This window comes from Ruegeria sp. AJ12, from assembly GCF_056536245.1.
Window position 1 is genome coordinate 3,574,462 of the sequence record NZ_JBQFJJ010000001.1, and the last position, 26,167, is coordinate 3,600,628.

General features: G+C 58.2%; 23 protein-coding genes and 2 pseudogenes. 17 read left to right on the forward strand and 8 right to left on the reverse strand.

The window, feature by feature from the left end; all coding sequences use genetic code 11:
* Positions 1-62: 62 nt before the first annotated feature.
* Entirely contained in the window at positions 63-224 is a 162-nt protein-coding gene (locus ACR3E0_RS17860; RefSeq protein WP_480480194.1) for a hypothetical protein, read from the forward strand.
* A 23-nt stretch (positions 225-247) separates the two neighbouring features.
* On the opposite strand, the pseudogene ACR3E0_RS17865 reads toward ACR3E0_RS17860, so the two are convergent.
* Positions 248-904, reverse strand: a pseudogene (locus tag ACR3E0_RS17865) (transposase); the annotation flags it as partial.
* A gap of 85 nt (positions 905-989) precedes the next feature.
* Here ACR3E0_RS17865 and ACR3E0_RS17870 point away from each other — a divergent pair.
* From ACR3E0_RS17870 to ACR3E0_RS17895, 6 genes are all read left to right on the forward strand, one after another.
* A complete protein-coding gene (locus ACR3E0_RS17870; RefSeq protein ID WP_480480195.1) occupies positions 990-1,424 on the forward strand; it encodes a hypothetical protein in 435 nt (144 codons plus the stop codon).
* Positions 1,421-1,771: an IS66 family insertion sequence element accessory protein TnpB gene (gene tnpB, locus ACR3E0_RS17875; protein WP_480480196.1), complete on the forward strand. Its 351-nt coding sequence runs from the start codon at positions 1,421-1,423 to the stop codon at positions 1,769-1,771. Before ACR3E0_RS17870 ends, tnpB begins: the two co-directional genes overlap by 4 nt.
* Before the next feature lie 138 nt (positions 1,772-1,909).
* Complete coding sequence (locus tag ACR3E0_RS17880; protein ID WP_480480197.1) at positions 1,910-2,389, forward strand: metallophosphoesterase; 480 nt, start codon at positions 1,910-1,912, stop codon at positions 2,387-2,389.
* 950 nt (positions 2,390-3,339) lie between these two features.
* Entirely contained in the window at positions 3,340-4,521 is a 1,182-nt protein-coding gene (bktB, locus tag ACR3E0_RS17885) for a beta-ketothiolase BktB (protein ID WP_480480198.1), read from the forward strand.
* Positions 4,522-4,586: 65 nt separating this feature from the next.
* Positions 4,587-5,600 carry a YeiH family protein gene (locus tag ACR3E0_RS17890; RefSeq protein WP_480480199.1) on the forward strand — a complete coding sequence of 338 codons (1,014 nt, stop codon included), beginning with the start codon at positions 4,587-4,589 and terminating at the stop codon, positions 5,598-5,600.
* Positions 5,601-5,736: 136 nt separating this feature from the next.
* The gene (locus ACR3E0_RS17895) at positions 5,737-6,189 is read left to right on the forward strand and encodes an OsmC family protein (protein ID WP_480480200.1); all 453 of its coding nucleotides are present in this window, start codon (positions 5,737-5,739) and stop codon (positions 6,187-6,189) included.
* A 46-nt stretch (positions 6,190-6,235) separates the two neighbouring features.
* Here ACR3E0_RS17895 and ACR3E0_RS17900 read toward each other — a convergent pair whose 3' ends face one another.
* The 3 genes from ACR3E0_RS17900 to ACR3E0_RS17910 are packed head-to-tail and all read right to left on the reverse strand — an operon-like array spanning position 6,236 to position 9,304.
* Complete coding sequence (locus ACR3E0_RS17900) at positions 6,236-7,282, reverse strand: 3-hydroxyacyl-CoA dehydrogenase (RefSeq protein WP_480480201.1); 1,047 nt, start codon at positions 7,280-7,282, stop codon at positions 6,236-6,238.
* A gap of 52 nt (positions 7,283-7,334) precedes the next feature.
* On the reverse strand, positions 7,335-8,135 hold the full coding sequence (locus tag ACR3E0_RS17905; protein WP_480480202.1) for an enoyl-CoA hydratase: 801 nt from the start codon (positions 8,133-8,135) through the stop codon (positions 7,335-7,337).
* A gap of 2 nt (positions 8,136-8,137) precedes the next feature.
* Positions 8,138-9,304 carry an acyl-CoA dehydrogenase family protein gene (locus ACR3E0_RS17910; protein ID WP_480480203.1) on the reverse strand — a complete coding sequence of 389 codons (1,167 nt, stop codon included), beginning with the start codon at positions 9,302-9,304 and terminating at the stop codon, positions 8,138-8,140.
* 173 nt (positions 9,305-9,477) lie between these two features.
* Here ACR3E0_RS17910 and ACR3E0_RS17915 point away from each other — a divergent pair, with 173 nt between their 5' ends.
* From ACR3E0_RS17915 to ACR3E0_RS17955, 9 genes are all read left to right on the forward strand, one after another.
* Positions 9,478-10,407, forward strand: a complete 930-nt coding sequence (locus ACR3E0_RS17915; protein ID WP_480480204.1) for a LysR family transcriptional regulator — start codon at positions 9,478-9,480, stop codon at positions 10,405-10,407.
* A gap of 209 nt (positions 10,408-10,616) precedes the next feature.
* Positions 10,617-12,095, forward strand: a complete 1,479-nt coding sequence (locus ACR3E0_RS17920; RefSeq protein ID WP_480480205.1) for an ABC transporter substrate-binding protein — start codon at positions 10,617-10,619, stop codon at positions 12,093-12,095.
* A 75-nt stretch (positions 12,096-12,170) separates the two neighbouring features.
* Positions 12,171-13,127, forward strand: coding sequence for an ABC transporter permease (locus ACR3E0_RS17925; protein WP_480480206.1), 957 nt, complete (start codon positions 12,171-12,173; stop codon positions 13,125-13,127).
* A 4-nt stretch (positions 13,128-13,131) separates the two neighbouring features.
* Positions 13,132-14,016 carry an ABC transporter permease gene (locus tag ACR3E0_RS17930; protein WP_480480207.1) on the forward strand — a complete coding sequence of 295 codons (885 nt, stop codon included), beginning with the start codon at positions 13,132-13,134 and terminating at the stop codon, positions 14,014-14,016.
* On the forward strand, positions 14,016-15,725 hold the full coding sequence (locus ACR3E0_RS17935; RefSeq protein ID WP_480480208.1) for an ABC transporter ATP-binding protein: 1,710 nt from the start codon (positions 14,016-14,018) through the stop codon (positions 15,723-15,725). The genes ACR3E0_RS17930 and ACR3E0_RS17935 overlap by 1 nt, the downstream gene beginning before the upstream one ends.
* A gap of 156 nt (positions 15,726-15,881) precedes the next feature.
* Entirely contained in the window at positions 15,882-17,099 is a 1,218-nt protein-coding gene (locus ACR3E0_RS17940) for an alpha-hydroxy acid oxidase (RefSeq protein ID WP_480480209.1), read from the forward strand.
* Between the two features lie 19 nt (positions 17,100-17,118).
* On the forward strand, positions 17,119-18,849 hold the full coding sequence (locus tag ACR3E0_RS17945) for a thiamine pyrophosphate-binding protein (protein WP_480480210.1): 1,731 nt from the start codon (positions 17,119-17,121) through the stop codon (positions 18,847-18,849).
* Complete coding sequence (locus ACR3E0_RS17950; RefSeq protein WP_480480211.1) at positions 18,849-19,196, forward strand: hydroxyisourate hydrolase; 348 nt, start codon at positions 18,849-18,851, stop codon at positions 19,194-19,196. The genes ACR3E0_RS17945 and ACR3E0_RS17950 overlap by 1 nt, the downstream gene beginning before the upstream one ends.
* 16 nt (positions 19,197-19,212) lie before the next feature.
* Entirely contained in the window at positions 19,213-20,325 is a 1,113-nt protein-coding gene (locus ACR3E0_RS17955) for a dimethylsulfoniopropionate demethylase (protein ID WP_480480212.1), read from the forward strand.
* A gap of 218 nt (positions 20,326-20,543) precedes the next feature.
* Here the strand turns inward: ACR3E0_RS17955 and ACR3E0_RS17960 are convergent.
* A pseudogene (locus tag ACR3E0_RS17960) lies at positions 20,544-21,281 on the reverse strand (transposase); the annotation flags it as partial.
* Positions 21,282-21,546: 265 nt separating this feature from the next.
* Entirely contained in the window at positions 21,547-23,829 is a 2,283-nt protein-coding gene (locus ACR3E0_RS17965; RefSeq protein ID WP_480480213.1) for an adenosylcobalamin-dependent ribonucleoside-diphosphate reductase, read from the reverse strand.
* A 129-nt stretch (positions 23,830-23,958) separates the two neighbouring features.
* On the opposite strand from ACR3E0_RS17965, the gene ACR3E0_RS17970 reads away from it, so the two are divergent.
* A complete protein-coding gene (locus tag ACR3E0_RS17970) occupies positions 23,959-24,390 on the forward strand; it encodes a DUF1489 family protein (protein WP_480480214.1) in 432 nt (143 codons plus the stop codon).
* A gap of 2 nt (positions 24,391-24,392) precedes the next feature.
* Here the strand turns inward: ACR3E0_RS17970 and hisG are convergent, their stop codons facing one another.
* Both hisG and ACR3E0_RS17980 read right to left on the reverse strand, forming a co-directional pair.
* Positions 24,393-25,082, reverse strand: coding sequence for an ATP phosphoribosyltransferase (gene hisG, locus ACR3E0_RS17975; RefSeq protein ID WP_480480215.1), 690 nt, complete (start codon positions 25,080-25,082; stop codon positions 24,393-24,395).
* Entirely contained in the window at positions 25,079-26,167 is a 1,089-nt protein-coding gene (locus ACR3E0_RS17980) for an ATP phosphoribosyltransferase regulatory subunit (protein ID WP_480480216.1), read from the reverse strand. Before ACR3E0_RS17980 ends, hisG begins: the two co-directional genes overlap by 4 nt.

A 26,167-nucleotide genomic window follows, 5' to 3' on the forward strand; every position in this document is an offset into this window, starting at 1 on the left:
GACCTGAGGTCGAAAACCCTGTGATCAGGCCCACCAGAGTGGTCCAATTTGATTGTTAGTGCATGATCGGCCTGTGGTTCATCTGGACGACGGTTTGCGGGGCCGGTGGGCGATATCCGCTTTCGTCCAATTCACCGCTTTTGATAGATAATGCAGCGAACTTCCGCTTTCCGCCGATTCTGTTGAAAAACAACGTGTTGCTGACGCAGAAAGTGGCCCTCTGAACTGGGCGTGCGTGCCTTTCTGATCAGGCTTTTCGCGTTTGCTGCGGTGCGGGAAAGATCTTTGCCAGCTTGCGGAGGTTCTGGGCGGTGGCGGCGAGGAGGAATTTGTCATTTGCACCGCATGGTCCGCGTAATCGGAGGCGGCCAAGACCAAGAATGCGTTTGAGATGAGCGAAGAGCATCTCGACCTTCTTCCTGAGTTTCATCGAGATGTCGTATTGCTTGGTCTTGGCGATGTCGCGTGCGACCTGACGGGCGTCTTCGTGCTCCTCACGGGTGATCTTCCGCGCATCGGCATTAGGGCAGCATTTGGCTTTTGATGGACAGGCCTGGCAAACGTCTTTCAGGGCGCGGTAGCGGGCCGTGCCCTTGTCAGTTGGCCCTCGGTTTGGGTCAGAATAGTTACGGCGGAACTGCTTCAGGGCGTGACCTTCGGGACAGACATATTGATCGTTTTCGGCGTCCCATTCGAAGTCGGCCCGCGTCCAGGTGCCATCGTGGCGCCCGGACTTGTCGAAGACCGGAATGTGCGGGGCGATGTTGCGCTCGACAAGCCAGCCCAAGAGCGGCCCGGTGCCATAGGCGGTGTCCGCGATCAGGCGTTCGGGATGCAGATCGAACTTGTCCTCTACCCGATCCAGCATGGTCTTGGTTGATCCGACCTCAGCTTGTCGGATGGAGTAAGCGTTGCATCTGACCCCCGAAATAGCACCTAAATAAGCCAATTTGATCCGTTTATGATGCCTCAAAAAGGATACAGGCATCATGAATTCTCAAGCTTTGGGTGAGCTCGCAAGTGACCAGAAAATCGAAAACGTCTTCCACGCCTACGGCTACTCCATCCCTGTCGGGAAAGATGGTCGTCGTCTTTGGCCGACAAAGTTCAAAGGCGCGATGGGTCAGAGAATGAGATCCGGCGAGCTATCAATCAGTGAGGTGCAAAAGACCTGTCAGGTTTCGAACAAGACGGCCTACAGTTGGAGGAAAGGCGGTTCTCGAAAATCATCGCACAAGCCAAAGAAGACACAACAGCCACCTCCGGCGTTCGCCGAAATCAAGGTTGAGCGTGCTGAGCCAGCTGCACCGCCTCCGACATCACAGATTGTTTTCAGGCGCGCAGGCTGCGAAGTTCTGCTACCGTCGAGTTTCCCAATCGATCAGCTCGCTCAGTTGATCAGCGCGTTCGAAAGTGGCCAATGATCTCTCCGGCGGGCAACTTCAAATTCTACGTCGCAACCAAGCCTGTCGATTTTCGAAAGGGCATGGATGGCCTGGCCGCCATTGTCATGAATGAATTTGAGCTCGACCCCTTCAGTGGCACCATTTTCATCTTTCGCTCAAAACGGGCAGATCGTCTCAAGCTGATCGTGTGGGACGGCACAGGTCTCGTGATGACGTACAAGCGCATTGAGGGCAAAGGCTTCGAGTGGCCACGTATCCAAGACGGTATGATCACCCTAAACAAGTCCCAATTTGAAGCTCTGTTTGAAGGACTCGACTGGAAGCGTGTCACCGCCAGGGGAATGCGGCGTCCCGTAGCCGTCTAAAGACGATCGCCCTAGGGGCTCTAAGCAATTAACAGATATGAAGCGGCGAACATGACAAATTGGTACACTGCAGACACCCGCTTTGGGCATGAAAACGTTATTCGGTTTTGCGACCGTCCATTCAAGTCCTCCGCTCATATGGACGGCATTATGCTTGAAAACATGTGGAAGGTCGTAAAGCCTGAGGACGATCTCTGGATCATCGGAGATTTTGCCTTCGGGGGACCAGCGAAAGACGCAGCGTATCTACAACAGATCTTTGGCCAGCTGCCCGGAGCACGCAAGCACCTGATCATTGGCAATCACGACAGCGATCTCACCCAGTCGTTGAGCTGGACGTCTGTTTCAATGATTGCCGAAGTGCTCGATGGGCCGAAGAAGCAGCGAAATACGCTTTGCCACTACCCAATGATCACATGGAACCACGCAAGACGTGAAGCTCTCCAGTTGTTTGGGCACATACACAACAACTGGCGCGGCTCACGCAACTCCGTCAATGTCGGTGTCGATGTCTGGGATTTCATGCCGGTTACATACGATGATGTCGCACGGCGGGCGCGTCAGTTGCCTATCAACAAACATTGGTCAGATGTCGAGCATCGCAAAGAACTCAACTAACTCCCGACATTCGCTGCGTTCGGCGCGAAATGACGCGGTGCGGACACAGCCACCTTTCGCTCACGTCGCTATTGCTCATGCAGCATTTGCTCGCACTTGCGGCAGTGAGTTTTTAGCACTGCAGCGATAGTCATGAGACCGGACATGCACTTCGTTCCCGTTCCCGGACACTGGGGTAAAGTACCCGTGTCCAAAAAAGGAGCATGGAATGGGACAATCGAGACGCGGACTTTGCTGCCTTTTTACTGATGCGGTAGCACCTCGCGCGTGCGGTATGGCTTCCAAGGCGACACAACGCGGATCGGCAGAGCGGCCGTTGAAAAACCCGAAGGTGCCATAGGCTGAAGCAATACTTTTTGCTTCTATATGGCTGGATAGACGAGATGTCGGAAAGCCATTGTCGCTCCGAAGCGCGCGCTAGATGGGCTCTTAAGCCAATAGTTGTACCAATCGTCGACCTTCCAGAAAATCTTTATCCAAGCGAGGCCAAGGTAGAGGTTCTACCGGTGCCAGCCAATAGTCGTTCAGTTGTGTTTTCGGACAATGGAGCCATCATCATGCCGGTTAGAACGCTCTTCATCCTCTAGGTGCCGAGCATCAAAGATGTTGATCTCCACATAGGTATCCCGAATGCACTCCCGCCGAAGATGTATTGGTCATACGCCGCGCTTCCTCCTAACGTCCCCTGAAATTGAATGCATGTAAGGAAACAGGACAGTGGTTCCGGGCCCGGCCCTCGGCCAGCACGAGTTCACTTCTCCTTTTAGGACGATGGCCTGCCGCCATCACAGAGTTCGAACCGGGAGATGTTGCTAAAACCCGGAGTGCCAATCCGCCAAAAGTCTTCGAGCCATGACACTACCTGTTGCCTGCGGGAGTACCCCCTTTCGGGCGCCCCATCTGGCCCGAATCCGCGCCTGCGTTTCAGGCAAAACCTTGAGGAGATTGAAATGAACGTGGCAGTTTTATCCGGTGCGCGCACCGCAATTGGAGGGTTTGGAGGGGGGCTGTCCTCGGTTCCACCGACGGAATTGGCCAGGCAAGTCTCGACCGAGGCGATTGCGCGTGCAGGGATCGCGTCAGAGGAGATCGGACAATCGGTTTTTGGCCATGTGATTCATACCGAACCTAAAGATATGTACATGGCCCGGGTTGCTGCCCTTGGTGCGGGCGTGCCGGAAACCACGCCTGCTCTTACGCTGAACCGGCTGTGTGGCAGCGGGCTGCAAGCCGTGGTCACGGCGGCAGAAGCGATCCTCTTGGGGAACGCACGGGCTGCTCTGGCAGGTGGCGCCGAAAGCATGAGCCGCGCGGGCCACCTGCTGACGACAGCGCGGTTTGGCACAAAGATGGGCGATGCTGTCGCCACGGATATGATGACCGGGGCTCTGACCGATCCATTTGGCAGCGGTCACATGGGGGTCACGGCCGAAAATGTTGCCGCACAATACGATATTGACCGCACGGAGCAAGATGCGCTGGCCGCCAGATCCCATGCCCGGGCGATCCGAGCGATTGGTGAAGGCCGGTTTACCGAGCAAATCCTGCCGGTCACAGTGCGCAAGGGGCGCAAAGAGGCTGTGTTTGACACCGATGAACACGCCCGCCCGGATGTCACGGAAGACGGGTTGTCCGGCCTGCGACCGGCGTTTCAGAAGTACGGATCGGTGACCGCCGGCAATGCGTCCGGCATCAATGACGGCGCGGGCGCCTTGATTTTGGCCGACCCGGATTTTGCTCTGGACGCCCGTCTGCCAGTTCTGGCGCATATTCGCGGCTATGGTCTGGGTGGGGTGGCCCCTGAAGTGATGGGACTTGGGCCGGTCCCGGCGGTGAAACAGGCATTGGCGCGGACCAGCCTGTGCATTTCGGACATCTCGGTGATTGAATCGAACGAAGCCTTCGCGGCCCAGGCCTGTGCTGTCGCGCGCGATTTGGAATTCCCTGAAGAGATCACCAACCCCAATGGCGGCGCGATTGCGCTTGGACACCCCGTGGGGGCTTCCGGCGCGATCATCCTGATCAAGCTGATCTATGAATTGCGGCGTACGGGCGGACGCTACGGCCTTGCCACGATGTGTATCGGCGGCGGGCAGGGTATTGCCGTGATTGTCGAAAACCCGCAGGCCTGACAATCCGCACTCAAGACAGGAGCCTGAGCGCCCCCGCCGGGCCGGGATCGGCAAAGGAGACAAACATGCGATTGTACCCGGCCAGGCGTCTTGCACTCGCCAAACGGATCACGCACGGCGTGTTTGTCTCGCTGGTGGTGGCAATCGCGGCGATGTTCTTGTCCGAGCATTACGGCGTTCCGGCGATGTTGATGGCGCTGTTGTTTGGCATGGCGCTTCAGTTTCTGTCAGACGACGGCCCATGCGTGGACGGCATCAGCTATACCGCACGCCATATCCTGCGCTTTGGCGTGGCCCTGATGGGCGCGCGGATCAGCTTTTCCCTGGTGGCCGATCTTGGGGCGGGCATGATTGCACTGCTCTTTGCTGGCGTGGTCCTGACCATCGGCTTTGGTCTCTTGATGGCACGTCTGATGTCACGGGGCTGGCGGTTTGGTGTTCTGACCGGCGGTGCGGTTGCGATCTGCGGCGCCAGTGCGGCAATGGCCCTGTCTGCCGTCCTGCCAAAGAATGAGCATTCTGAACGGAATCTGACCTTCACCGTGCTTGGCGTGACCGTGCTCAGCACCCTGGCTATGATCCTCTATCCGCTGCTGGTGACGACCCTTGATCTTGATCCGCTGGCAACCGGCATCTTCCTTGGTGGCACGATCCATGATGTCGCGCAGGTGGTCGGTGCCGGGTTCTCCATCTCGGACGAGACCGGCGAGGTGGCCACTCTGGTCAAGCTGATCCGCGTGATGATGCTGGCACCGGTTGTTCTGATCCTCGTGCTGGTGGTGCGGCGAATGGAGAGTGCCACGCATAGTGCAGGCGAACGACCGCCCTTGGTGCCGGGGTTCATTCTGGGGTTTCTGATCCTGGCGGGGCTGAACTCGATGGCGCTGATCCCGGAGGCCCTTGGCCCGGTTCTGGCCGATCTGTCACGCTGGGCGCTTTTGGCATCCATTGCCGCTGTGGGGATGAAGACCTCGCTGCAAAAGATATCGGATATTGGCGGTCAGGCCATTGCCCTGATCGTGTTGGAAACCCTGTTCCTTGGTGGGCTGATCCTTGGCGGCTTGTTGCTGTTTGGGTGAGCGGCAACCGCGCCGACCCAATCTCTCAGTGCATAGCTTTTTCAAATGTGGTTGCGAAGATTTCGATATTTACGAATGAAGTTGGATCGCTAAATTGCACGTTTATTCAATGATCCTCAAGGCTTAGGAGATCGCAATGTCTGACCTCTCAGTTGACCTCACCTGGACCCGGATCGCGCCTGTACTGGCGCCGGGGGAGTACAGCAACGCCCATGACATCACTTACAATGCCGACTATACGCTTCCAGGGGATGCAGCCCCTGACTGGGGCGGGGATGCCTCTGCGACCAATCCGGAACAGGCGTTGGCGGCGTCTTTGTCAAGCTGCCACATGATGACCTTTCTCGCCCTGGCTGCGAAAGCCTCGTGGTCGGTTGCCGCGTATCATGACCGCGCCGAGGCTGTTCTGGGCAAGCTGCCCGATGGGAAGATGGCGGTGACGGATCTCAAGCTGACGCCGCGGATCACCTTTGATACCGGCATGGAGCAAAGCGCCGAAGAGGTCGAGAAGATGCACGAACGCGCGCATCGGTACTGCTTTGTTGCCAACTCGGTCTCGGCGCGGATGCATATAGACCCTGTGTTTTGAGAAGACTGCGTTCGGGCGGGATATCTGCCTGAACGCCGCTTCGCCGTCAGTTGACCAGATCGATCAGCCGCTGAACCTGCTCTGATCCCAAGACCTGCATCATCCCAACTGGGCCGGTCTTGAACCCAAAGGCTTTGGTTGCCCCCAGATCAATCGCCTCAGGGGAGGCGACGCCTTCGGCAAGAGCCTGTTGAACGGCAAAAAAGATCGCCCCCTGAAGACGATCCGCGATGCTATCACGCGCGCTTTGGCTGAGCGCCGCGCCAGCGCCGTCCAGAGGCCAGACCCCATCCGCATCCCCGCAGGCGACCAGCGCCGGGGCTGCGGCGTAGAACGGGCCAAGATGTGCGAGATTGCGGACTGCGGCCAGATTGATGCGTGGCTTGACGATGTTCATAACCGCAAAAGGGCCGATCGGCACACCGAGGGTTTCGCAGGCAACAGTGTCAATCTGTGACGGTGTGCCAAGATCAAGATCGAGGCAACGCGCGGCTTCGTTCGTATAGGGGCAAAAGAAGCGGTTCAGAGCAAAGCCGCTGTGATCCCGGCATTCGATGGGCGTCTTGCGGCACGCTTCCAGAAAGCGTAGCGCGGCAGAGACGGTGCTGCCCTTTGTTGCATCGCTGCGTACCACCTCAACCACCGGATTGACTTCGGCGGGGCTGAAGAAATGCAGGCCGCACAGCCGCTCGGGATGACGAAGTGCCGCGCCAATCACCGAAACCTTCAAAGCGCTGGTATTGGTGGCCAGATGGCACGCCGGGGCGACGATGTCTTCCAGACGGGAAAACACCGATGTCTTGATGTCAATGTCCTCAAACACCGCCTCAATCACCAGATCCGCGCTCGCAACCGCTGCCAGATCCGTTGACAGCTGCAAGCGGTTCAGCGCGCCGCGCGCCTCGTCGGGGCTGATACGACCCTTCTCAACCTGACGGTCAAAGAATTTCCGCACACGGCGCTCGGCCCGCTCCAGCGCCTCTGGTGACGCGTCGGTCAGAATCGCATCCATTCCGCCCGCCAACGCAGAGATGGCAATCCCGCCGCCCATGGTGCCCGCGCCGATCACTGCAATCGTGTGAATGTCTGCCATGTGATGTGTCCGAATGCTCAAAAAAGGATGGCTTGGTGGTCCTTGATTGCTCTCAGAGTGGCACCCATTGTGCATCACGTTTTTCAAGGAAGGCGTTAATACCCTCTTCGGCATCGGCCTTCATCATGTTCATGACCATCACCTCCGAGGCGTAGTCGTAAGCCTCTGACAGCGACATTTCGGCCTGTGCGTAGAACGCCTCTTTGCCGATCTTCAGCGTGGCAGGTGCCTTGGAGGCGATTTTCTGGGCAAGCTTTGTCACCGTCGCGGTCAGGTCACCAGGCGCGACCACCCGGTTCAACAAGCCAAATCCCAGGGCTGTATCGGCATCTACCATATCGCCGGTCAGCAGCATCTCCATGGCCGCCTTGCGCGAGACATTGCGCGACAAGGCCACCATCGGGGTGGAGCAAAACAGGCCGATATGCACCCCCGGCGTGGCAAAACGGGCTTCGGTTGAGGCGATGGCAAGATCGCAACTGGCCACCAATTGGCATCCGGCAGCGGTGGCGATACCATGTACTTCGGCTATCACGGGCTTGCGGCAGGTGACGATGGCCTGCATGAGCCGTGAACAGGCGCTCATGGTCTTGTCGAAAAACGCCTGCCCGCCATCGTCCGAAGCACGCGCCGCCGTCAGTTCCTTGAGGTCATGCCCGGCACAGAACCCCGGACCGTTGCCCGCCAGCACGATCACATGAATGCTGTTGTCGCGCTCCAATGCATGAATCGCACTGTGCAGCCGATCCAACATGGCCAGTGACAGGCTGTTGCGCGCCTGCGGCCTGTTCATTGTCAGGCGCGCGATGGCACCGTGTGTTTCGCAATGTATCAGGTCGGCAGCGAGTTCCATGATCAGTCCTTTAATATGCCGCGGGCAATCACCAGCTTCATGATTTCGTTGGTGCCCGCGTAGATGCGTTCGATCCGGTTGTCGCGATACATTCGCTCCAATGGATACTCCGACATCACGCCATAGCCGCCAAACAGTTGCAGACAACGGTCGATGATTTTGGCCTGCAGATCGGTCAGCCAGTATTTCGCCATCGAGGCCTTTTCGGTGGTCAGCCTGCCCTCCAGATGCTCGGCGATGCAGGCATCGAGAAAGGTCTTGGCGATGGTCGCCTCGGTCGTGCACTCAGCCAGCACGAATTGCGTGTTCTGGAACGCGGCTATCTTTTGCCCAAAGGCGGACCGTTCGTTCACATAAGCCAGCGTTTCTCGCAGCGCCCGTTCGATCCGGGCTACTGCATAGACACCAATAAGCAGACGTTCCTGCGGCAGTTGTTCCATCATCTGGACAAAGCCCTGACCCTCTTCAGGACCAAGGAGCGCCGAGGCAGGCACCCGCATATCGTCAAAGAACAACTCGGACGTGTCATTAGATTTCATCCCCAGCTTGTCGAGGTTGCGACCCCGCCGGAACCCCTCCAACCCATCGGTTTCGACCAGAAACAGCGAGATCCCCCGCCCACCGGATTGCGGATCGGTTTTGGCGGCAACGATGACCATGTTGGCCAGCGCCCCATTGGTGATGAAGGTTTTAGAGCCGGATATCCGGTAGTGATTGCCGTCCTTGATGGCCGTCGTCTTGATGCTTTGCAGATCTGATCCGGCGCCGGGTTCGGTCATCGCAATGGCGCCGATCAGATCGCCCGAGATCATGCGCGGGAGGAGACGCTTTTTCTGATCTTCGGAACCGTAATGAATGATGTAGGGGATGACGATCGAGTTGTGCAGCCCACCGCCCCAACCATCGACCCCTGCCAGATTGCCCTGATACGCAATCACCGCATCATGGGCGAAACTGCCGCCAAGCCCGTCATAGCATTCGGGCACTTCCGCGCCCAAAAGCCCCATCTCACCAGCCTTCAACCAGAGCTCGCGACTGAACGATCCCTGTTTTTCCCAGGTTTCGTAGTGCGGCAGGCATTCCCGCTCGTAGAATTGGCGGCAGCTATCCTCCAGCATCATCAATTCATCATCCATCCAATCGGATCGAGGCAGGGAAACATCCGGCATTTTTTGGGTCCGAGCAGTTCGATTTGGACAGAGCCTAGGAAGCGAGCGCCCTTTTTTACAAATCGAATTTTGTTCAGATGGCATTCATTTTTCAAATACCAAAAAGTGTTCAATTCATAGTATATCGGAATACTTCAACGTATATGTAGCGCAAATCAAATGGGAGAGCGGGTATGAACCTTCGTCAACTGGAAGCATTTCGGGCGACAATGCGCTGCGGCTCGATCACCGAAGCGGCCGAGGTCATGCATATCTCGCAACCCAGCGTCAGCCGCCTGATCGCTGATCTGGAAAGATCGGTTGGGTTTGCGTTGTTTTTTCGGTCAGGCCGGGGATTGGCGCCCACGGTTGAGGCGCGCACATTCCATCAGGCGGTCGAAGGCATGTTCACAGGTGTGGATCGCCTGCAGGAACTGGCAGATTCGATCCGAACCACAAGCGGTGGTGTGATTACCGTGGGGACCATCCAGTCTGTCGGTATTCTGGAACTGCCAAAGGCGGTGGGTGAGATGTATCGGGAGAACGACGATGTGCGTTTCATGATCCACACGCGCAACACACCATCGATCCTGGACGCGGTACAGACTCGCCAGATCGATATCGGGGTGGTCGGGCGGCAACCGCCCTACAGCGGCGTCGAAGTCCTGTTTCAAACGTCTGCACCCTATGTCTGCCTGATCCCCGAGGATCATGCTTTGGTCGGTGAAAGCGGGGCTGTGGACCTTGAGGCGCTTGCCGAAACCGAAACCTTCGTGACGTTCGGGGGCGCGTTCCCGGATGAAATGATGGCCATGGATGCAACCCTGTCCAACCGCCTGCAGGCGCAGTCCCGCTTGTCCGCAACCAATATGCCTCTGGCGGCATCTCTGGTACGGGAAACAGGCGTATTTGCCATCGCCGACCCGTTCAGCGCCGAACAGGCCGTTCGTATCGGTGGGCTGGTGTTCCGACCCGTCCTGCAAGAACTGAACTATCACGTCGCAATCGTTGCACCCGGCAAGGATGCCCTTTCGCGACAGGCGATGGAATTTGCCGAACGCCTGTCGCAGCGGATTGAAAACAGGGTTGTAGACGTGTCGCGGTTTACACGCAGCAACCCATAAGCCGGCATCACCTGACTCATTTGTTTTTCAAATATACGTGCTAAGAATATGTATTTGCCCAATGCTTGGTCACCCTCTCATTCTTGTACTTGACGGTCTGCCTGAAATCGCCGGGGAGAGGAGCCCCAGGGATCTGGCGTATGGCTGTCAAAGGCGAAGCGATGGTTACAGCCTGAACCGCCAAACGGAAAACTCTAAGGGAGGATGACATGTTGAAGTTGGGATCAACTGCGTTTGTTGCGGTTATCTTGGCAAGTGCAACTTTTGCCGAGCCAAGCGGAACGTTCCGACAAGCACACGAACTAGGATACGGGGCCGAATCAAGCCTTGACCCGATCTCGAATGGCCGTGTGCGACAGATCACCGAAAAGGTCATGAGCCGCCTGGTTCGGCCCGGCCTGTATGGAACACCCACGCCCGATCTCGCCGTCAGTTGGGAGGCCAACGACGATGCGACGGTTTGGACGTTCAAGCTGCGAGAGGGGGTCACTTTTCACGACGGGACAGAGTTTGATGCAGCGGATGTGCTGTACACTCTGAACCGCGTTCTGGATCCGGAACTGGACTCACCTGCACGCTCGGCCGTGGCTATGATCCGGGATATTGAGGCCCTGGATGATCAAACAGTGCAGATTACACTGGACACGCCGTTTGCCGACATGCCGCTTCAGCTAATGGACTACCGGCTGCGGATGATCCCGGAAGAGTCCGGTGAAACCATCGGCACAACCGGCATCGGAACCGGTCCATTTGTCGTCGAAACCTTTGACGCAGACGGCACCAGTGTACTGGTCGCCAATATGGACTATTGGGAAGGTGCCCCCGGCGTTGCCCGGATGGAGGTCATCGGTATCCCCGATGCCCAGGCCCGGTTGCAGGCCTTGCTGGGCGGTCAGCTTGATATGGAACGCGGCATCACCGCACAACAGAAGGTCATGCTGGACGGATCGGACGCATTCTCGTTGCAGGAAATCCCGACGGGCAACTGGAGTGGTCTTGTGTTCCGCACGGATGTAGAGCCCTTTAGCGACCCCCGAGTTCGTCAGGCCATGCGCCTCGCGGCCGATCGCCAGTTGCTAGTCGATCTGGTGCTGGGCGGCGGTGGACTGGTTGCCTGTGATGCACCGGTGGCGCCCACCGACCAATACCGTGCCGAACTGAGTTGTGAACAAGATGTCGAACGCGCAAAGGCGCTTTTGGCCGAGGCGGGTTATCCGGATGGGATCGACGTTGATGTCCACGTCTCCACTCTGGACTCAACCTGGCCCACGCTTGCGGTCGCCTACCAGGCTCAGGCCGCCGAGGCGGGCATCCGGGTCAATGTCGTTCAGACGCCGACTGACGGGTACTGGAGCGAGGTCTGGATGAACAAAGACATCGCGGCGACCCGCTGGAACGAACGTCCGGCCGATCAGGTTCTGCATGAGGTTTGGCACAGTTCCGCGAAATGGAATGAATCCTTCTTCAAGGACGAAGCCTTTGATCAGATCCTGGCCGACGCCCGGCGCGAGTTGGACTTCGACCAGCGCAAGGCGCTCTATGTTGCGGCACAGGAATATCTCTGGGAGAATGGTGGGACCCTGATCCCCTATCACGTGACACGGCTGGTCGGCGTTTCCTCGCGGGTTTCCAATCTGGATAGCGTTGTGAACGATGCCGTGCGCTGGCACCTGATAACAGTTCAATAGTCTCCCCGTCTGGGCGTCCCGCTTTGTTCGAATGAACGGTGGGGCGCCCTCTTTCAAATTCGATAGGATGAACCGATGCTTCGCATGTTTCTGCGGCGAATTCTTCTGGGTATGGCTACCGTTGCGATTGTTTCGGTCATCATCTTTGCCGGGATCGAAATCCTGCCCGGTGATGCCTGCACCGCGTTCCTGGAGCGCGAAGCAAAGGGACAGGTACTTGAAAACTGCCGGCAGGAGCTGGGTCTGAACCAGCCCGCCTTTACACGCTATCTGGAATGGGCCGGCAACGCCATTCGCGGTGATCTTGGTGTCTCGGCAAACGGACAGGAAAGCATCGCATCGTTGGTGGGCGAGCGCCTGCGCAACTCCCTGGTACTGGCAGGCTGCGCGCTGCTGGTCGGCGTGCCACTGGCTATCCTGCTCGGCGTGTTGGCCGGTCTCTGGCGTGACCGTCCAGCGGATCTGGCGATCTCGACCACAGCCATCTTCGCCATGACAATCCCCGAATTCGTATCCTCAACCGTACTGATCCTGGTGTTTTCGATCTGGCTGGGCTGGCTGCCAGGTATTGTTCTGACCCCGGCCGAGGCGCCACTGCGCGACTTCTTCCCTGAAATCCTGCTGCCAGTTGTCGTTCTATCGATGGTGATGACCGCGCATATCCTGCGCATGGTGCGGTCGTCCGTTATCGAAGTGATGAACAGCGATTACGTGCAGATGGCGACACTCAAGGGCGTCGGATACTGGCGCATTGTTTTCCGCCATGCGCTGCCCAACGCATTGTTGCCCGCAATCAACGTTGTCGCGCTCACGATTGCCTGGCTGCTGGGCGGCGTTGTGGTGGTCGAGGTTGTGTTCAACTTCCCCGGCCTGGGCCGGATGATGATCGACGCCATTTCCGATCGGGATCTGCCGGTGGTTCAGGCGCTCGCTCTGATTATTGCCTCGGCCTACGTGCTGGTGAACCTGTCCGCTGACCTGCTGACAATGGTTGCCAACCCACGCCTGCGCACACTTTACACAAGGGCTTAACGGTATGACCGACGCAGCACTTTCTCCGACCCGGAACCGCAGTAGACTCGCGGTGGTTTTGATCGATGTGTTTTCGCGCCCCTCTGGCGCCATCGGCCTGTCGCTGGTTCTGGCGCATCTGATCATGGCGCTGATCAGCCCTTACATCTCGCCCTATGACTATAAGGCGATGAGTGCCGGTGCGATGCTCAGCGGGCCAGATGCCGCCCATTGGCTTGGCACGGATCATCTGGGCCGCGACGTTTTTAGCCGTACCATTCAGGGCGGGCGCGAGGCTATTCTTGTGACTGGCATTGCCACACCGTTGGCGGTGTTCTGGGGCGGCATGGTCGGCATCTTCTTTGGGCTTGTTGGCGGGCGTATCGACGAAGTGCTGATGCGCGTTGTGGACGCTTTCCTATCGCTGCCGTGGATTCTGAAGATGCTGGTGCTAATCGTAACCTTTGGCACCGGGATCGAGGTTCTGATCCCGACGCTGGCCTTCTTTTACGGCATCCCGGTGATCCGAATCGCCCGGGCCGCGACCCATGATGTCGTGGCGCGTGACTTTGTGGCCGCCGCCCGCGCGCGGGGTCACGGCATGCTTTCGATCATGTCGCGAGAGCTGTTGCCCAATGTTCTCGACACTCTGATGGTCGAAGGCGCAATGCGGTGGTCCTGGATGCTGCTGGCCTTCTCGTCGCTGTCATTTCTGGGTTTTGGCGTCTCGCCGCCCACCCCGGACTGGGGGCTGATGATCGCGAATGCGCGCGGGTTCATGTCGTTTGCGCCTTGGGGCGTTCTGGCCCCCGTGATCGCGCTCAGTTCGCTGATCATCGGGATCAACCTTACCGCTGACGCGCTGGCCAAGGCGCTGGGTGTCGATCGCGCGATGAAGGCGCCAGTTTGATGAATATACTCAACGTTGAAGCAGCAGATATGCCTTTATCCAACCAAGCGCAAAACACCGACGCACCCGTCATCGAGATGCGGAATATCTCAATCGGTTTCAAGGCACGGTCCGGCGCCATTATCAGGGTCCTCAAGGATGTTGACCTGACAGTGCGCCGGGGCGAAAGTGTCGGACTGGTTGGTGAAAGCGGCAGCGGCAAAAGCACGCTGGCACTGGCCGCGATGGGATATCTGAAACACGGGCTGAGGCTGGTCTCGGGACAGGTCCGGTTCGAAGGTCAGGACATGTTCGATCTGGACGCCAAGGGCCTTGCCGCCATCCGGGGCGGCAAGCTGGGTCTGGTGCCACAGAACTCGGGTCAGTCGCTGACGCCGACGCAACGGATCGGCAAGCAGATCGAAGAGGCGCTGAAGTTGCATAGCGGCCTGCCCAGGGAAGAATATCGTGCCCGCGCCGTTGACCTGCTGGATCAAGTCCGGCTGCCGGACCCCGCCGCGATCATCACGCGATTCCCGCATGAGCTGTCAGGTGGCCAGCAGCAACGCGTCGCGATTGCGATGGCGCTGGCTGGTGATCCCGATGCCTTGCTTCTCGATGAACCAACAACCGGGCTCGACGTGACCACCCAAATCCACATCCTCGATCTGTTGAGCGATCTGGCGCGGACCCGCAATATGGCGATGGTTTACGTGAGTCATGATCTGGGCGTCATCGCGCGGGTGTGCGAGCGAGTCATGGTCATGCTGCGCGGTGAAGTGGTGGCACAGGGGCCGGTGAACAAGGTTCTGACCCATCCAGACAATGCCTATACTCAGAAGCTTCTCGATGCGATCCCACGCCTGAATGGTCCTCGGATGCCAAGCGCGTTGGAAGCTGAAAAACCGGACGCCAAGCCGCTGCTGAAGCTGGATCGCCTCTGTCTCAGCCACGCGCGTCCGGGTCTGCTAGACCGGATCACGGGTCGTCCCGCGCCGCCGAACACGGTGGAAAACGTTAGTTTTTCGATCCGACCCGGCGAAACTCTGGGTTTGGTTGGCGAAAGCGGATCTGGGAAGTCTACGATTCTCAAATCAATCGCAGGATTGCTTTCACCGGTCGGCGGGTCGGTCATTCTGGCCAATGGCAGCGATCTGCCGCCGCGTGTCCGGTCCCGGCGACCGGATCAGTTGCGACAGATCCAGCTGATTTTTCAAAATCCCGACGAAAGCCTGAACCCCCGCCACACAGTCGCCCAAAGTCTGGCGCAGCCCCTTATGTTGTACAAGGGCATGAAGGGCACAGCACTGCGCAACCGCTCAATCGAAATGCTGGAGCAGGTCCGGCTTGGCAAACAGTATTTGGAGCGCCTGCCACGGCAACTATCGGGCGGCGAAAAGCAACGGGTCGCGATTGCCCGCGCCTTTGCCGCTGACCCCGATCTGGTTCTGTGTGACGAAATTACCTCGGCTTTGGATGTGTCGGTTCAGGCTGCGGTACTTGATTTGATGGCCGAACTGCGGACCCGTCGCGGAACTGCCTACATCTTTGTCAGCCACGATCTGGCGGTCGTGCGAAGCCTGTCAGACCGCGTCGCGGTGCTGCGCCAGGGGCAGATTTGTGAGATCGGAGAGACTGACGATGTCTATGACCATCCATCCCATCCCTACACCCGCATGCTGCTGGAAGCAGTGTTAGAGCCAACGCCACACCCGGCGGCATCCCGTTGATCGCCGATCGAACCGAAACAGCCAGCGGAGGAATCCGGAAATGGATACTATTTGTTTTCGCATAGCATTCTCGAATGCCCTGAGCATCGTTTTCGATTGGTTAGCGCCGCGTGTCTTACCTAGCTTTCAACTTAGCAAGACAACCTTAGGAGAAGGGTGATTACCAGTTCGGACGGCATAACGCCCCGCCGGGGCTCGCGGGTTTTTTCGACCGATGATGCAAGGCGTCTTGCCGCGCGCAGACAGCCCCGCATCATCTTCGATTTCATCGAAGGGGCTGCGGGACGCGAAGTTGCTGTGGAGCGCAATAGTAAACGGTTCGACGAACTGATGCTGCGCCCACGTGTCATGGCTGATGTTGCCAATAGAGATTTGAAGACCAAGCTGCTCGGCCAGACCTTTGGGTTACCACTTGGTATCGCGCCAATGGGAATGTGCGACCTAGCCTGGCCCGGGGCGGATCGCGCCATGGCCAAAGCCGCGCGACAGTTCGGTTTGCCCGTGTGTTTGTCCTCGGCTGCATCCAGTTCCATTGAAGATATGGGGGATTGGGCGGGCGAGAACGCCTGGTTCCAGCTCTATGTCAGTCAGACCATCGAGCAGGCTGAACAGATGGTCGCCCGAGCCCGAGCAGCAGGGTACAAAACTTTGATCCTAACGGTGGACGTACCGCAGGTGTCGCGCCGCCTGCGCGATCTGCGCAATGGGTTTGCCATGCCGTTCCGCATCGGGCCGAGGCAGTTTCTTGACTTTGCCCTGCATCCCAAATGGTCGCTGACCACGCTGTTTTCTGGCGTGCCAAGGCCCAGGAATTTCATCCTAAAAGATGGTTCTACCGGATTTGACCGGGCCGCAAGCCGGGCGGGGGCAGACTGGGCGTTTTTGAAACGGTTGCGCGCGTTGTGGGACGGGACTCTGATTGTCAAGGGTGTGACATCGGCAGAGGACGCTATACGCATACGCACACTGGGAGCTGACGCGATCTACGTTTCTACTCACGGCGGGCGTCAGTTGGACAGCGCGCCCGCCGCTATCGACCTGTTGCCGGTGATCCGAGAAGCGATTGGGCCTGAGATGCCCGTGATCTTTGACAGCGGCGTCCGCAATGGCGAGGACGTCGTCAAGGCTTTGGCCTCGGGTGCCGATTTCGTCATGATCGGGCGCCCGGTTCTGTTTGCGCTGGGGGCTGAGGGCCCACGGGGTGTTCCCGCATTGCTGGATTGTTTTCGCGAAGAGATCAGCACCACGCTGGCACAAATCGGTCTTGCAAATATCCCATCCGTGACGTCCGACGCGCTGTATCACCCGTCATCTGAATTGCCTCAATCAGAGACGATCGTCTCGATGCGACCGCCAAACGCGCGCTCGCTGTGACCAAAAAATGGAGCCGAGCATGAATATGCAAACCAAGATCCGCGGTGGTGCCCTGTTGGCGCGGGCGTTCAAGGAAAAGGGCATCGACCATGCCTTTACGCTGGCGGGCGGGTTCTGCAACCCGGCGCTGGAAGGCTTCATGGAATGCCAAATGCCGGTCATTAACTGCCCGCATGAACAGATCGCCGGTCATCTTGCCGACGGTCATGCCCGCGTGACACGCAAACCAACGCTCTGCCTTGTGGGCCCCGAGGGTTTCGCCAATGCGGTGCCGGCCATGCTCGAGGCCTGGGGCGAGCGCAGCCCGGTGATCTTTGTGACCGGTTCGTCCACGCTCAAGAGACAGGGGTCAGGCGGTTTCAAGGAAATCGACGATGTCGCCATTGCCGCGCCACTGACCAAGTATTCCGAACAGATCGTGGACGGCAGCCGGATTAACGAGTTTGTAGATCGCGCCTGGCGCGCGGCTACGACAGGATATCCTGGACCCGTTCACTTGGCATTGCCTGTCGACATCATGTTCTCGTCCTTTGACGAGGATGCAGGCCGCGAGGAACGCCCCTTCGACCTGACCGCACCGCCGGTGCCACGCGCTTGGCCGGACCCGACCGTGTTGGACCGCGTGCTAGACACAATCCGCGCAGCCAAAAGACCGCTGATCATTGTCGGTCATGGCGTCTGGTGGTCGAAAACAGAAGAAAATTTGGACACTGCCGCAACCAAGTTGCGAATACCGGTTTACAATGTGCCCTATCACACCAAGAATCTCGGCGAGGCGTCCGAGTGCTATATCGGATTGGCTGATTTTCACCAATTCCACCCGTCAAAACCCGCAATCCACGAAGCCGATGTGGTTGTGATGGTGGGCTGCCGGCTCGACAATCAGATGAATTTCGGCAACCCGCCCTTCATTCTGGAGGACACCAGACTGATCTGCGTAAATGGCAGCCATGAAGAACTGGAATACAATCATGGTGCTGACATCCAGTTGCTGTCGGACCCCGGGGCGTTCTTTGACGCACTGGCCGACCTCAATCAGACCTGGGGCGACTGGTTCGACCTGCAACAGCAGCGCCGCACGGACTGGGTGCAGGAGTGGAGCGATCATCTGGACGACGAACGCGCAACCGACGCAACCGAGGGGCGCAAGATGCATCCGTTGCAGTTGGCCGTCGATGTCCAGGCCGAGATGCAGGATGGCGACTGGCTGGTCTTTGATGGTGGCAACACGCATTTCTGGAACGAGATTGGGACCAATATCGCCGCCAAGCGCGGCCTGAAACTGGGCGGGATCATGCATCCGGGCAACTACAGCCTACTCGGGGTCGGCGTTTCTTTTGCGATGTCGGCTAAGAATGTCCACCCGGATAAGACTGTGGTTCTGGTGTCCGGCGACGGTGCCTTCCTTTCCGGTGGTCTGTCCATCGAAGCCTGCTTTCAGGAGAACCTGCCCATCGTGGTGGTGATCGATAACAATGGCGGGCTGGATTGCATCAGTCAGCAGCAAGAGAAGCTGTTCAACAATGGGCAGCACTATGCCACAGACTTCCGGGACATCCCGTTTCACGGCATGATTGAAGGATTGGGCGGTTATGGGGAACTTGTCACCAAGCGCGAAGACCTTTCGGGCGCTATCCAACGTGCGATTGCCAGCGGAAAGACCGCCTGCATCAACGTCAAATGTCGAGGGGTGATCAGCCCGATCGTGGCCGCTACTGCTGACAAACGCGACAAGGCCTCGATCGAATAATGGCAATTGTCTCCTCGCATACCCTGAACGCCGTCGATGGCACCCATGCAGGTGGCATCGACGTGCGCCTAACGCAGCGCGATGTCGCCGCGCCTATCTTTTCTGCGCGAATGGACAACGGTGGGCGTTTGGCGGAAGAGGTGGATTTGCGTGGCGCAGACCCCGGTGCGACTTACGAGTTGGTCTTTCACACCGAACCCTACTGGCGTTCCCGTGGCCTGCCACAGGACGAGCACCGCATCATTGCCGAGATCGTGTTGTGCTTTTTCATGCCCGATCCAGACGGTAAATATCACATGCCCATCATCCTAAGTCCCAACGGCTATTCGACATGGGCGTCAAGTTAAAGGCAGGACTCTAAACATGGCCGATGGTCTCAACATGTCTCGGCGTATTCGCCGTACCCCCTATACAGATCGCATCGAAGCGGCTGGCGTGCGGGGGTATTCCGTCGTCAACCATATGCTGCTGCCCAAAGCGTTTCAACGCAGTGTCGAGGAAGACTACTGGCACCTGCGCGACTTTGCGCAGATTTGGGATGTTTCCTGCCAGCGGCAGGTCCAGATTGCAGGCCCGGACGCCGAAAGGCTGGTGCAGTGGATGACACCGCGCAAGATCAGCGCGGCGAAGGTGGGCGACTGCCTCTACGTACCGATTGTCGATCAGAATGGCGGGATGATCAACGATCCCGTCCTGCTGAAACTTGCGGATGACCGGTTCTGGCTGTCCATCGCCGACAGCGACGTCCTGCTGTACGCGATGGGGCTGGCATTGGGCATGGGGCTGGATGTCCGGATCGACGAGCCGGACGTGTCGCCTCTGGCAGTACAGGGACCAATGGCCGAGAACCTGCTGGTGGACTTGTTCGGCGAAGACATCCGGTCAGTCAGGTTCTTCAAATTCGGCATGTTCGAGTTCAAAGGAACGCAGCAACTGATCGCGCGGTCTGGCTATTCTCGACAGGGCGGGTTCGAGATTTACCTCGACAACAGTGCGCTAGGCACTGACCTTTGGGATGCGGTTTGGGAAGCCGGTCAGGCTTACAACATTGCACCAGGCTGCCCCAATCTGATCGACCGGATCGAGGGCGGGCTGTTTTCCTACGGCAACGAGATGACCCGGGAAAACAACCCGTTAGAGCTTGGGCTGGAAAAGTTCTGCAAACTTGATGGTTCAGTGGATCATATCGGCCTGAAGGCTCTGAAACAGATTGCCATCGATGGGCCGACGCGCCAGATACGAGGTGTAAAATTCGATGGTCCGGCCGTGCCTGCCTGTGCCAAACCCTGGCCTGTGTTCTACAATGCAACGCAGGTCGGGCAGATCACATCCGGTATCTGGTCACCCCGTCTTGAAGCAAATGTTGGGATATCACTGATCGATCGCGGAGCCTGGGAGATCGGTCAGAAGGTCAACGTCAAGACCTCTGATGGTTTGATGCGAACTGGCGAAGTGGTCGATTTCCCAATGAGTTGAGAAAATCAAGCTATGACTTTGGGTGCCATGCGCGAAGGATGTACTAGTGCCCAAACTATGCGCGTTGCCCCAGCCGTACCATAGATTTTCCGCAGCGGTGTTTTTAAGCACAATCCCGTGCAAGCGTCCTATGCAATCAGCGGCATGCCGGGCGGGAATGTCAGGCATTCGCTTCGCGGTGTAAAACGGCAGAGATAAACTGCACACTGGGGAGCCTACCGGATGGACCGTGTGGCCTCGACATCAACGATGACGCCATGGTCGGTGTCGATCAGATAATTGTCAGAATAGCTGAAGAACGCTGGTCCTTTGCGTGCAGCCGTCCACTGGCTGGCCGGATCAGAATGGGAGGTGAACTTTGGTTGCACCTCGCTCGCTGCCCCGAAAGCAGCCTCATCCAGAGTGTTGAGATACTCGCGGACCGCGCGGGGCGCATCGGCCGGATCGGTACTCGTCGCGTCCCACTCTTCCTTCGGCGTTGAATTCTGTTTATTCGCATCTGCCTTGATCAGACTGGTATCAATCGCCATGCGCTGGCCGCTGACCAAACCCTCCGCGATGCAGCGCGCGACGGTCGTCTCGAACAGATGCCGCAGAAGCTCACTCTCCCGGAAACGCCCGTGTCGGTTCTTGGAGAAGGTCGAATGATCCGGGATATCCTGATTCAGATCGAGGCGGCAAAACCATCGATATGCCAAGTTCTGATGCACCTCTTCGCACAGCCGGCGCTCGGAGCGGATGCCGAAGCAATAGCCGACCAGCAGCATCCGGATCAGCAGTTCAGGATCGACCGATGGACGACCAGTGTGGCTGTAAAAATCCGCGAGATGTGCTCGAATGCTGCTCAGATCAAAAAAGCGATCAATCGACCGAAGCAAGTGATCTTGGGGAATGTGGTTCTCCAATGAGAACTCATAGAACAGCGACGATTGCGCTTCCTGCCTCGGTCCCAACATCGCTCAATCCTCCCACCCATTGGAAGAATTGAATCAGCAGTTCATGCACCGATCAAGGAAGAGTTTTTCAACAAAATACGCCCTCGCATCAAAGCCTGATAATGTCTTCAGCCCAACGCCATCTCATTCGTCTGTCCATGTCAAACTTGCGAACGGCCCCGGAAGAAATCCGAGGCGGTTTTCTCATATCACCAGCCAAAAATGACTTATTGAAACGTTTAGGTCATGTCACGTGAAACGCCACAACAGTTACATTTTCCATCGGCTAACTACATTTGGAGAAACCACAGCTGCGGCACGTCATACATCCTTCAATCATGACCATGTCATATTGCCCACAGGCTGGGCATGCCTTTCCGCGCGGGGCGTCCAGATTGACCACTTGCGCCTGAGGGTCGGATTTTAGCCCCATGCCTTCGCCTTCGAGAAAGCCGATGGCGATCATGTGCTGTTCGATCACGCCGCCGATGGCCGCAAGAATTGAGGGGATGTACTTACCTTTCACCCAGGCCCCGCCGCGCGGGTCGAAGACCGCTTTCAGTTCCTCGACCACAAAGGACACATCCCCGCCCCGCCGAAACACGGCAGAGATCATCCGTGTCAGTGCCAGCGTCCAGGCATAATGCTCCATGTTCTTGGAGTTTATAAACACCTCAAACGGGCGACGCCGACCGGCGATAACAATGTCGTTGATGGTCAGATAGATTGCATGCTCGCTGTCGGGCCATTTCAACTTGTAGGTTGACCCCTCCAGCGATTGCGGACGGTCCAGCGGTTCGGACATGTAAATGACATCACCGCCATCGACCTCATGCGGCGCATCCGCGCTTTCACCCGGTACTTTGTCTGAGCTTTCCGAGACAGTCAAAACCGATCCGGTCACATCATTCGGTCGATAGGTCGTGCAGCCTTTGCAGCCCTGATCCCAGGCCTGCATGTAAACGTCCTTGAACGCGTCAAAACTGATGTCTTCGGGGCAGTTGATCGTTTTGGAGATCGAGCTGTCGATCCACTTTTGCGCCGCCGCCTGCATTTTTACGTGATCAGAAGGGGACAGGGTCTGGGCGTTCACGAAGTAATCCGGCAGCTCGGTGTCACCGAACTTGTCGCGCCACATCTGCACGGCGTAGTCGACAACCTCTTCTTCGGTGCGCGAACCGTCTTTCTGCAGCACTTTGCGTGTATACGCGTAGGCAAAGACTGGCTCGATCCCTGACGAAACATTCCCGGCATAAAGCGAAATGGTCCCGGTCGGTGCAATCGACGTCAGCAGCGCGTTGCGGATACCGTGTTCACGGATGGCATCGCGCACATCCTCGTCCATCTGCAGCATTGTGCCACTGTCCAGATATTTCTCGGCATCGAACAAAGGAAACGACCCTTTTTCCTTAGCCAAATCCACCGACGCCAGGTACGCGGCGCGGGCTATACCGTGCAACCAGCGCTCGGTCTGACGCGCCGCCTCGTCGGACCCATAGCGCAAACCCAACATCAACAGCGCATCGGCGAGCCCGGTCACACCCAGCCCGATGCGGCGCTTGTCCTGGGCCTCGGCCTCTTGCTCAGCCAGCGGAAATTTCGACGCATCCACCACGTTGTCCATCATGCGTACGGCGGTGGCAACCAACGCCTGCATGGCGGCTTCGTCCAGATGCGCACCGTTCTCAAATGGCTCCACCACCAGCCGCGCCAGATTGATCGACCCCAGCAAGCAGGCCCCGTAGGGCGGCAGCGGCTGTTCCCCGCAAGGGTTTGTTGCCGCGATGGTTTCAACATAGCTCAGGTTGTTGGCCTGATTGATCCGGTCAATGAAAATCACGCCCGGCTCGGCATAGTCATAGGTGGCCTGCATGATCTTGTTCCACAGATCACGCGCCTGAACAGTGTGGTAGACCTTATCGTCAAACACCAGTTCCCAAGGCCCATCCGCCTTGACCGCCTCCATAAAAGCATCCGTCACCAGAACCGACATGTTGAACATGCGCAGCCGGGCCGGATCGGACTTCGCGGTGATGAACTGTTCGATATCGGGGTGATCGCAGCGCATGGTTGCCATCATCGCCCCACGACGCGACCCCGCTGACATGATCGTACGGCACATGGCGTCCCAGACATCCATGAAGGACAGCGGGCCAGACGCATCCGCAGCCACGCCATGCACATCCGCACCCCGCGGGCGGATGGTTGAGAAATCATACCCGATCCCCCCGCCCTGTTGCATGGTCAGCGCGGCCTCTTTCAGCATGTCAAAGATTCCGCCCATACTGTCCGGAACCGTGCCCATGACGAAACAGTTGAACAGGGTCACCTGCCTTGCGGTGCCTGCCCCTGCGGTGATGCGCCCAGCGGGCAGATATTTGAAATCCTCCAGCGCCTCATAGAATTTCCCTTCCCAATGGGCGGGGTTTTTCTCGACCCGTGCCAGATCACGCGCAATCCGCCGCCAACTGTCCTCGACCGTTTGGTCGATCGGCGTGCCATCCGCTTTTTTAAAGCGGTACTTCATGTCCCAGATCTGCTCGGCAATGGGGGCGGCAAAGCGGCTCATGTGTGATTCCTTGGCTAGAAAGAGGTATTCAGAGTAGCTCAATTGCATCCCAAACCACAACACCTTGATGACAGCCTGTCATGGGCTACAATATGAAGACGGGTCTCGGGACGACTCTGTGGGAAAGCTGTGGATAAGTTTACAAACCTCATAAAACTCTCGGTTGGATCGGAAAGTGTTGAAACGCTGATCGCGTGGCAGGACAGCCGCAAACCGCTTTACGAGGACGGATGTCCGCGCCATGTCACCCGCATGTGGCCCAAACGTGAAGCCGAAATTCTGAACGGCGGCTCGATCTATTGGGTGATCAAAGGCGTGGTTCAGTGCCGCCAGCGCATCCTGCGGCTGGACGAAGTCATCGGCGACGATGGCATCCGCCGCTGCGCCATTGTGCTGGAACCCGAGGTCCATCGCACCCAGGGCGCGCAGAAACGCCCATTCCAGGGGTGGCGCTATCTGAAACCCGAGGACTCACCGCCCGATCTGCCCAAAGGCCGGTCACAGGACGATGCCCTGCCAGAAGACCTGAACCGGGCACTGGCGGAAATCGGCGTGCTATAGGGTCAGGTCAGGCGATCCAGAACTTCGGTCAGAACCTTTTTGTCCGCTTCGCCATAGTCGGCAACACGGCTGCGCCACAACGTCGCCTGTGATTTGAGGATCAGCCCATCCGACAGGATTTTCAAATGGTTGGCCCGCAAAGTCTCCCCCGTTGAGGTGATGTCGGCAATCGCCTCGGCTGTCTCGTTCACCACCGTTCCTTCAGTCGCGCCCTGACTGTCCACCAGAGTGAAATCGGCGACCCCAGCGTCCGAAAGAAACTCCCGGACAAGCCGGTGATACTTGGTCGCGATCCGCAACCGGTGACCGTGGGTCTTGCGAAAGGCTGCGGCGGCTGCATCGAGGTCATCCAGCGTATCGACATCTACCCAGCACGCCGGTGTTGCGATGATCAGATCGGCCTTCCCAAACCCCAAAGCCGAGACCTCTTCCACCTGCTGTTCCCAGCGCGGCAGCTTTTCCTGTACAAGGTCTGTCCCCGTCACCCCTAGGTGTATCCGACCGGAGGCCAGTTCACGGGGCACTTCACCTGCCGATAGCAGGATCAGGGAAACGCCGTCGATGCCCTCGACCTTGCCTGCATACTCCCGGTCAGATCCGTTGCGCGAGAGGGTGATGCCGCGTTTCTGGAACCATGTGAAGGTCTTTTCCATCAACCGGCCCTTGGACGGCACGCCAAGCTTCAGGCTCATCGGGCGGCCTCCTCGATCTCCAGCATCAGATCGGGGCGGAGGACACCGCCCACCGCGGGGATCTCGGCCCCGTTGCCCAGTTGCCGTGTCAGCGCGTCATAGCGCCCACCGGTGGCAACCGGAGGTAAATCCGGGCGTCCTTCGGCATAGAACCCAAACACAAACCCGTCGTAATATTCCATCGACGTCCGGCCATAAGCAGCCTCGAAGTCCAGGCTCTCGACATCCACCCCACGGGCCTGCAAGGCGACGACCCGCGCCTCCAGCCGATCCAGGGCCGGGGTGATCTGGGGCAGGTCCACCGCGACATCCCGCAATTGTTCGAGTGCAAAAGGCATGGTTTCCCGAACGGCCAGCAGCGATTCCAGCCCTGCAAGCTCAGTGTCTGAAATCGGGGGCGTCTGGCGATCTTCACGCAGCGCGTCGATCCGTGCCGCGATTTCCGAGGCGCGCCGTTTGCCGATCATCGGCGCATCAGAACGCATCGGGTCCGAGGACCCCAGCAACGCCGCCCTCACCTCGGGTTCCGGGCTGCGCCCCGAAAACCGATCCAGCAGAGCCCGAAAGCGCCGAGGTCGCCAGAGGTGCCGCAGCAACGCGGCTTTGCGTCGGTCGGATGTCCTCAACCCCTCAACGGCAGCCGTCAGGATGCCGATATCGCCGGTTGCAGCCCGCAGCGGCAAACCCCGCAGTTGAAGGGAAATCAGCGAGAATACCTCGGCATCCGCACTGGCGGGATCTGTCCGATCAAAGACCTCATACCCGACCTGAATGTATTCATTGGCCCGGTCCGGGTCGTGCTCTTGCCGCCGAAACACCTCGCCCGAGTAGGTATAACGTGCCGGTTCCGCCCCATCCTTCATGTGCATCTGCACAACAGGCAGCGTGAAATCCGGGCGCAGCATCTGCTCGCCGCGCAGCGCGTCCGAGGTGACATAGGCGCGGGCCCGGATGTCCTCGCCATACAGGTCCAGCAACGTTTCCGCCGGTTGTAAAAGCGGTGGGTCGACAACCCGCGCGCCGGCAACCTCGAACTGGATGCACATCTTCGCGGCTCGCGCCTGTATCTGGGATCGGTTGGACAT

What these genes read in the sequence shown, in the direction of transcription:
- ACR3E0_RS17860 (WP_480480194.1), top strand. Translation starts at nt 63, where the DNA reads ATGATCGGCCTGTGGTTCATCTGGACGACGGTTTGCGGGGCCGGTGGG.
- ACR3E0_RS17870 (WP_480480195.1), top strand. Translation starts at nt 990, where the DNA reads ATGAATTCTCAAGCTTTGGGTGAGCTCGCAAGTGACCAGAAAATCGAA.
- tnpB (WP_480480196.1), top strand. Translation starts at nt 1,421, where the DNA reads ATGATCTCTCCGGCGGGCAACTTCAAATTCTACGTCGCAACCAAGCCT.
- ACR3E0_RS17880 (WP_480480197.1), top strand. Translation starts at nt 1,910, where the DNA reads ATGGACGGCATTATGCTTGAAAACATGTGGAAGGTCGTAAAGCCTGAG.
- bktB (WP_480480198.1), top strand. Translation starts at nt 3,340, where the DNA reads ATGAACGTGGCAGTTTTATCCGGTGCGCGCACCGCAATTGGAGGGTTT.
- ACR3E0_RS17890 (WP_480480199.1), top strand. Translation starts at nt 4,587, where the DNA reads ATGCGATTGTACCCGGCCAGGCGTCTTGCACTCGCCAAACGGATCACG.
- ACR3E0_RS17895 (WP_480480200.1), top strand. Translation starts at nt 5,737, where the DNA reads ATGTCTGACCTCTCAGTTGACCTCACCTGGACCCGGATCGCGCCTGTA.
- ACR3E0_RS17900 (WP_480480201.1), bottom strand. Translation starts at nt 7,282, where the DNA reads ATGGCAGACATTCACACGATTGCAGTGATCGGCGCGGGCACCATGGGC.
- ACR3E0_RS17905 (WP_480480202.1), bottom strand. Translation starts at nt 8,135, where the DNA reads ATGGAACTCGCTGCCGACCTGATACATTGCGAAACACACGGTGCCATC.
- ACR3E0_RS17910 (WP_480480203.1), bottom strand. Translation starts at nt 9,304, where the DNA reads ATGCCGGATGTTTCCCTGCCTCGATCCGATTGGATGGATGATGAATTG.
- ACR3E0_RS17915 (WP_480480204.1), top strand. Translation starts at nt 9,478, where the DNA reads ATGAACCTTCGTCAACTGGAAGCATTTCGGGCGACAATGCGCTGCGGC.
- ACR3E0_RS17920 (WP_480480205.1), top strand. Translation starts at nt 10,617, where the DNA reads ATGTTGAAGTTGGGATCAACTGCGTTTGTTGCGGTTATCTTGGCAAGT.
- ACR3E0_RS17925 (WP_480480206.1), top strand. Translation starts at nt 12,171, where the DNA reads ATGCTTCGCATGTTTCTGCGGCGAATTCTTCTGGGTATGGCTACCGTT.
- ACR3E0_RS17930 (WP_480480207.1), top strand. Translation starts at nt 13,132, where the DNA reads ATGACCGACGCAGCACTTTCTCCGACCCGGAACCGCAGTAGACTCGCG.
- ACR3E0_RS17935 (WP_480480208.1), top strand. Translation starts at nt 14,016, where the DNA reads ATGAATATACTCAACGTTGAAGCAGCAGATATGCCTTTATCCAACCAA.
- ACR3E0_RS17945 (WP_480480210.1), top strand. Translation starts at nt 17,119, where the DNA reads ATGAATATGCAAACCAAGATCCGCGGTGGTGCCCTGTTGGCGCGGGCG.
- ACR3E0_RS17950 (WP_480480211.1), top strand. Translation starts at nt 18,849, where the DNA reads ATGGCAATTGTCTCCTCGCATACCCTGAACGCCGTCGATGGCACCCAT.
- ACR3E0_RS17955 (WP_480480212.1), top strand. Translation starts at nt 19,213, where the DNA reads ATGGCCGATGGTCTCAACATGTCTCGGCGTATTCGCCGTACCCCCTAT.
- ACR3E0_RS17965 (WP_480480213.1), bottom strand. Translation starts at nt 23,829, where the DNA reads ATGAGCCGCTTTGCCGCCCCCATTGCCGAGCAGATCTGGGACATGAAG.
- hisG (WP_480480215.1), bottom strand. Translation starts at nt 25,082, where the DNA reads ATGAGCCTGAAGCTTGGCGTGCCGTCCAAGGGCCGGTTGATGGAAAAG.
- ACR3E0_RS17980 (WP_480480216.1), bottom strand. Translation starts at nt 26,167, where the DNA reads ATGTCCAACCGATCCCAGATACAGGCGCGAGCCGCGAAGATGTGCATC.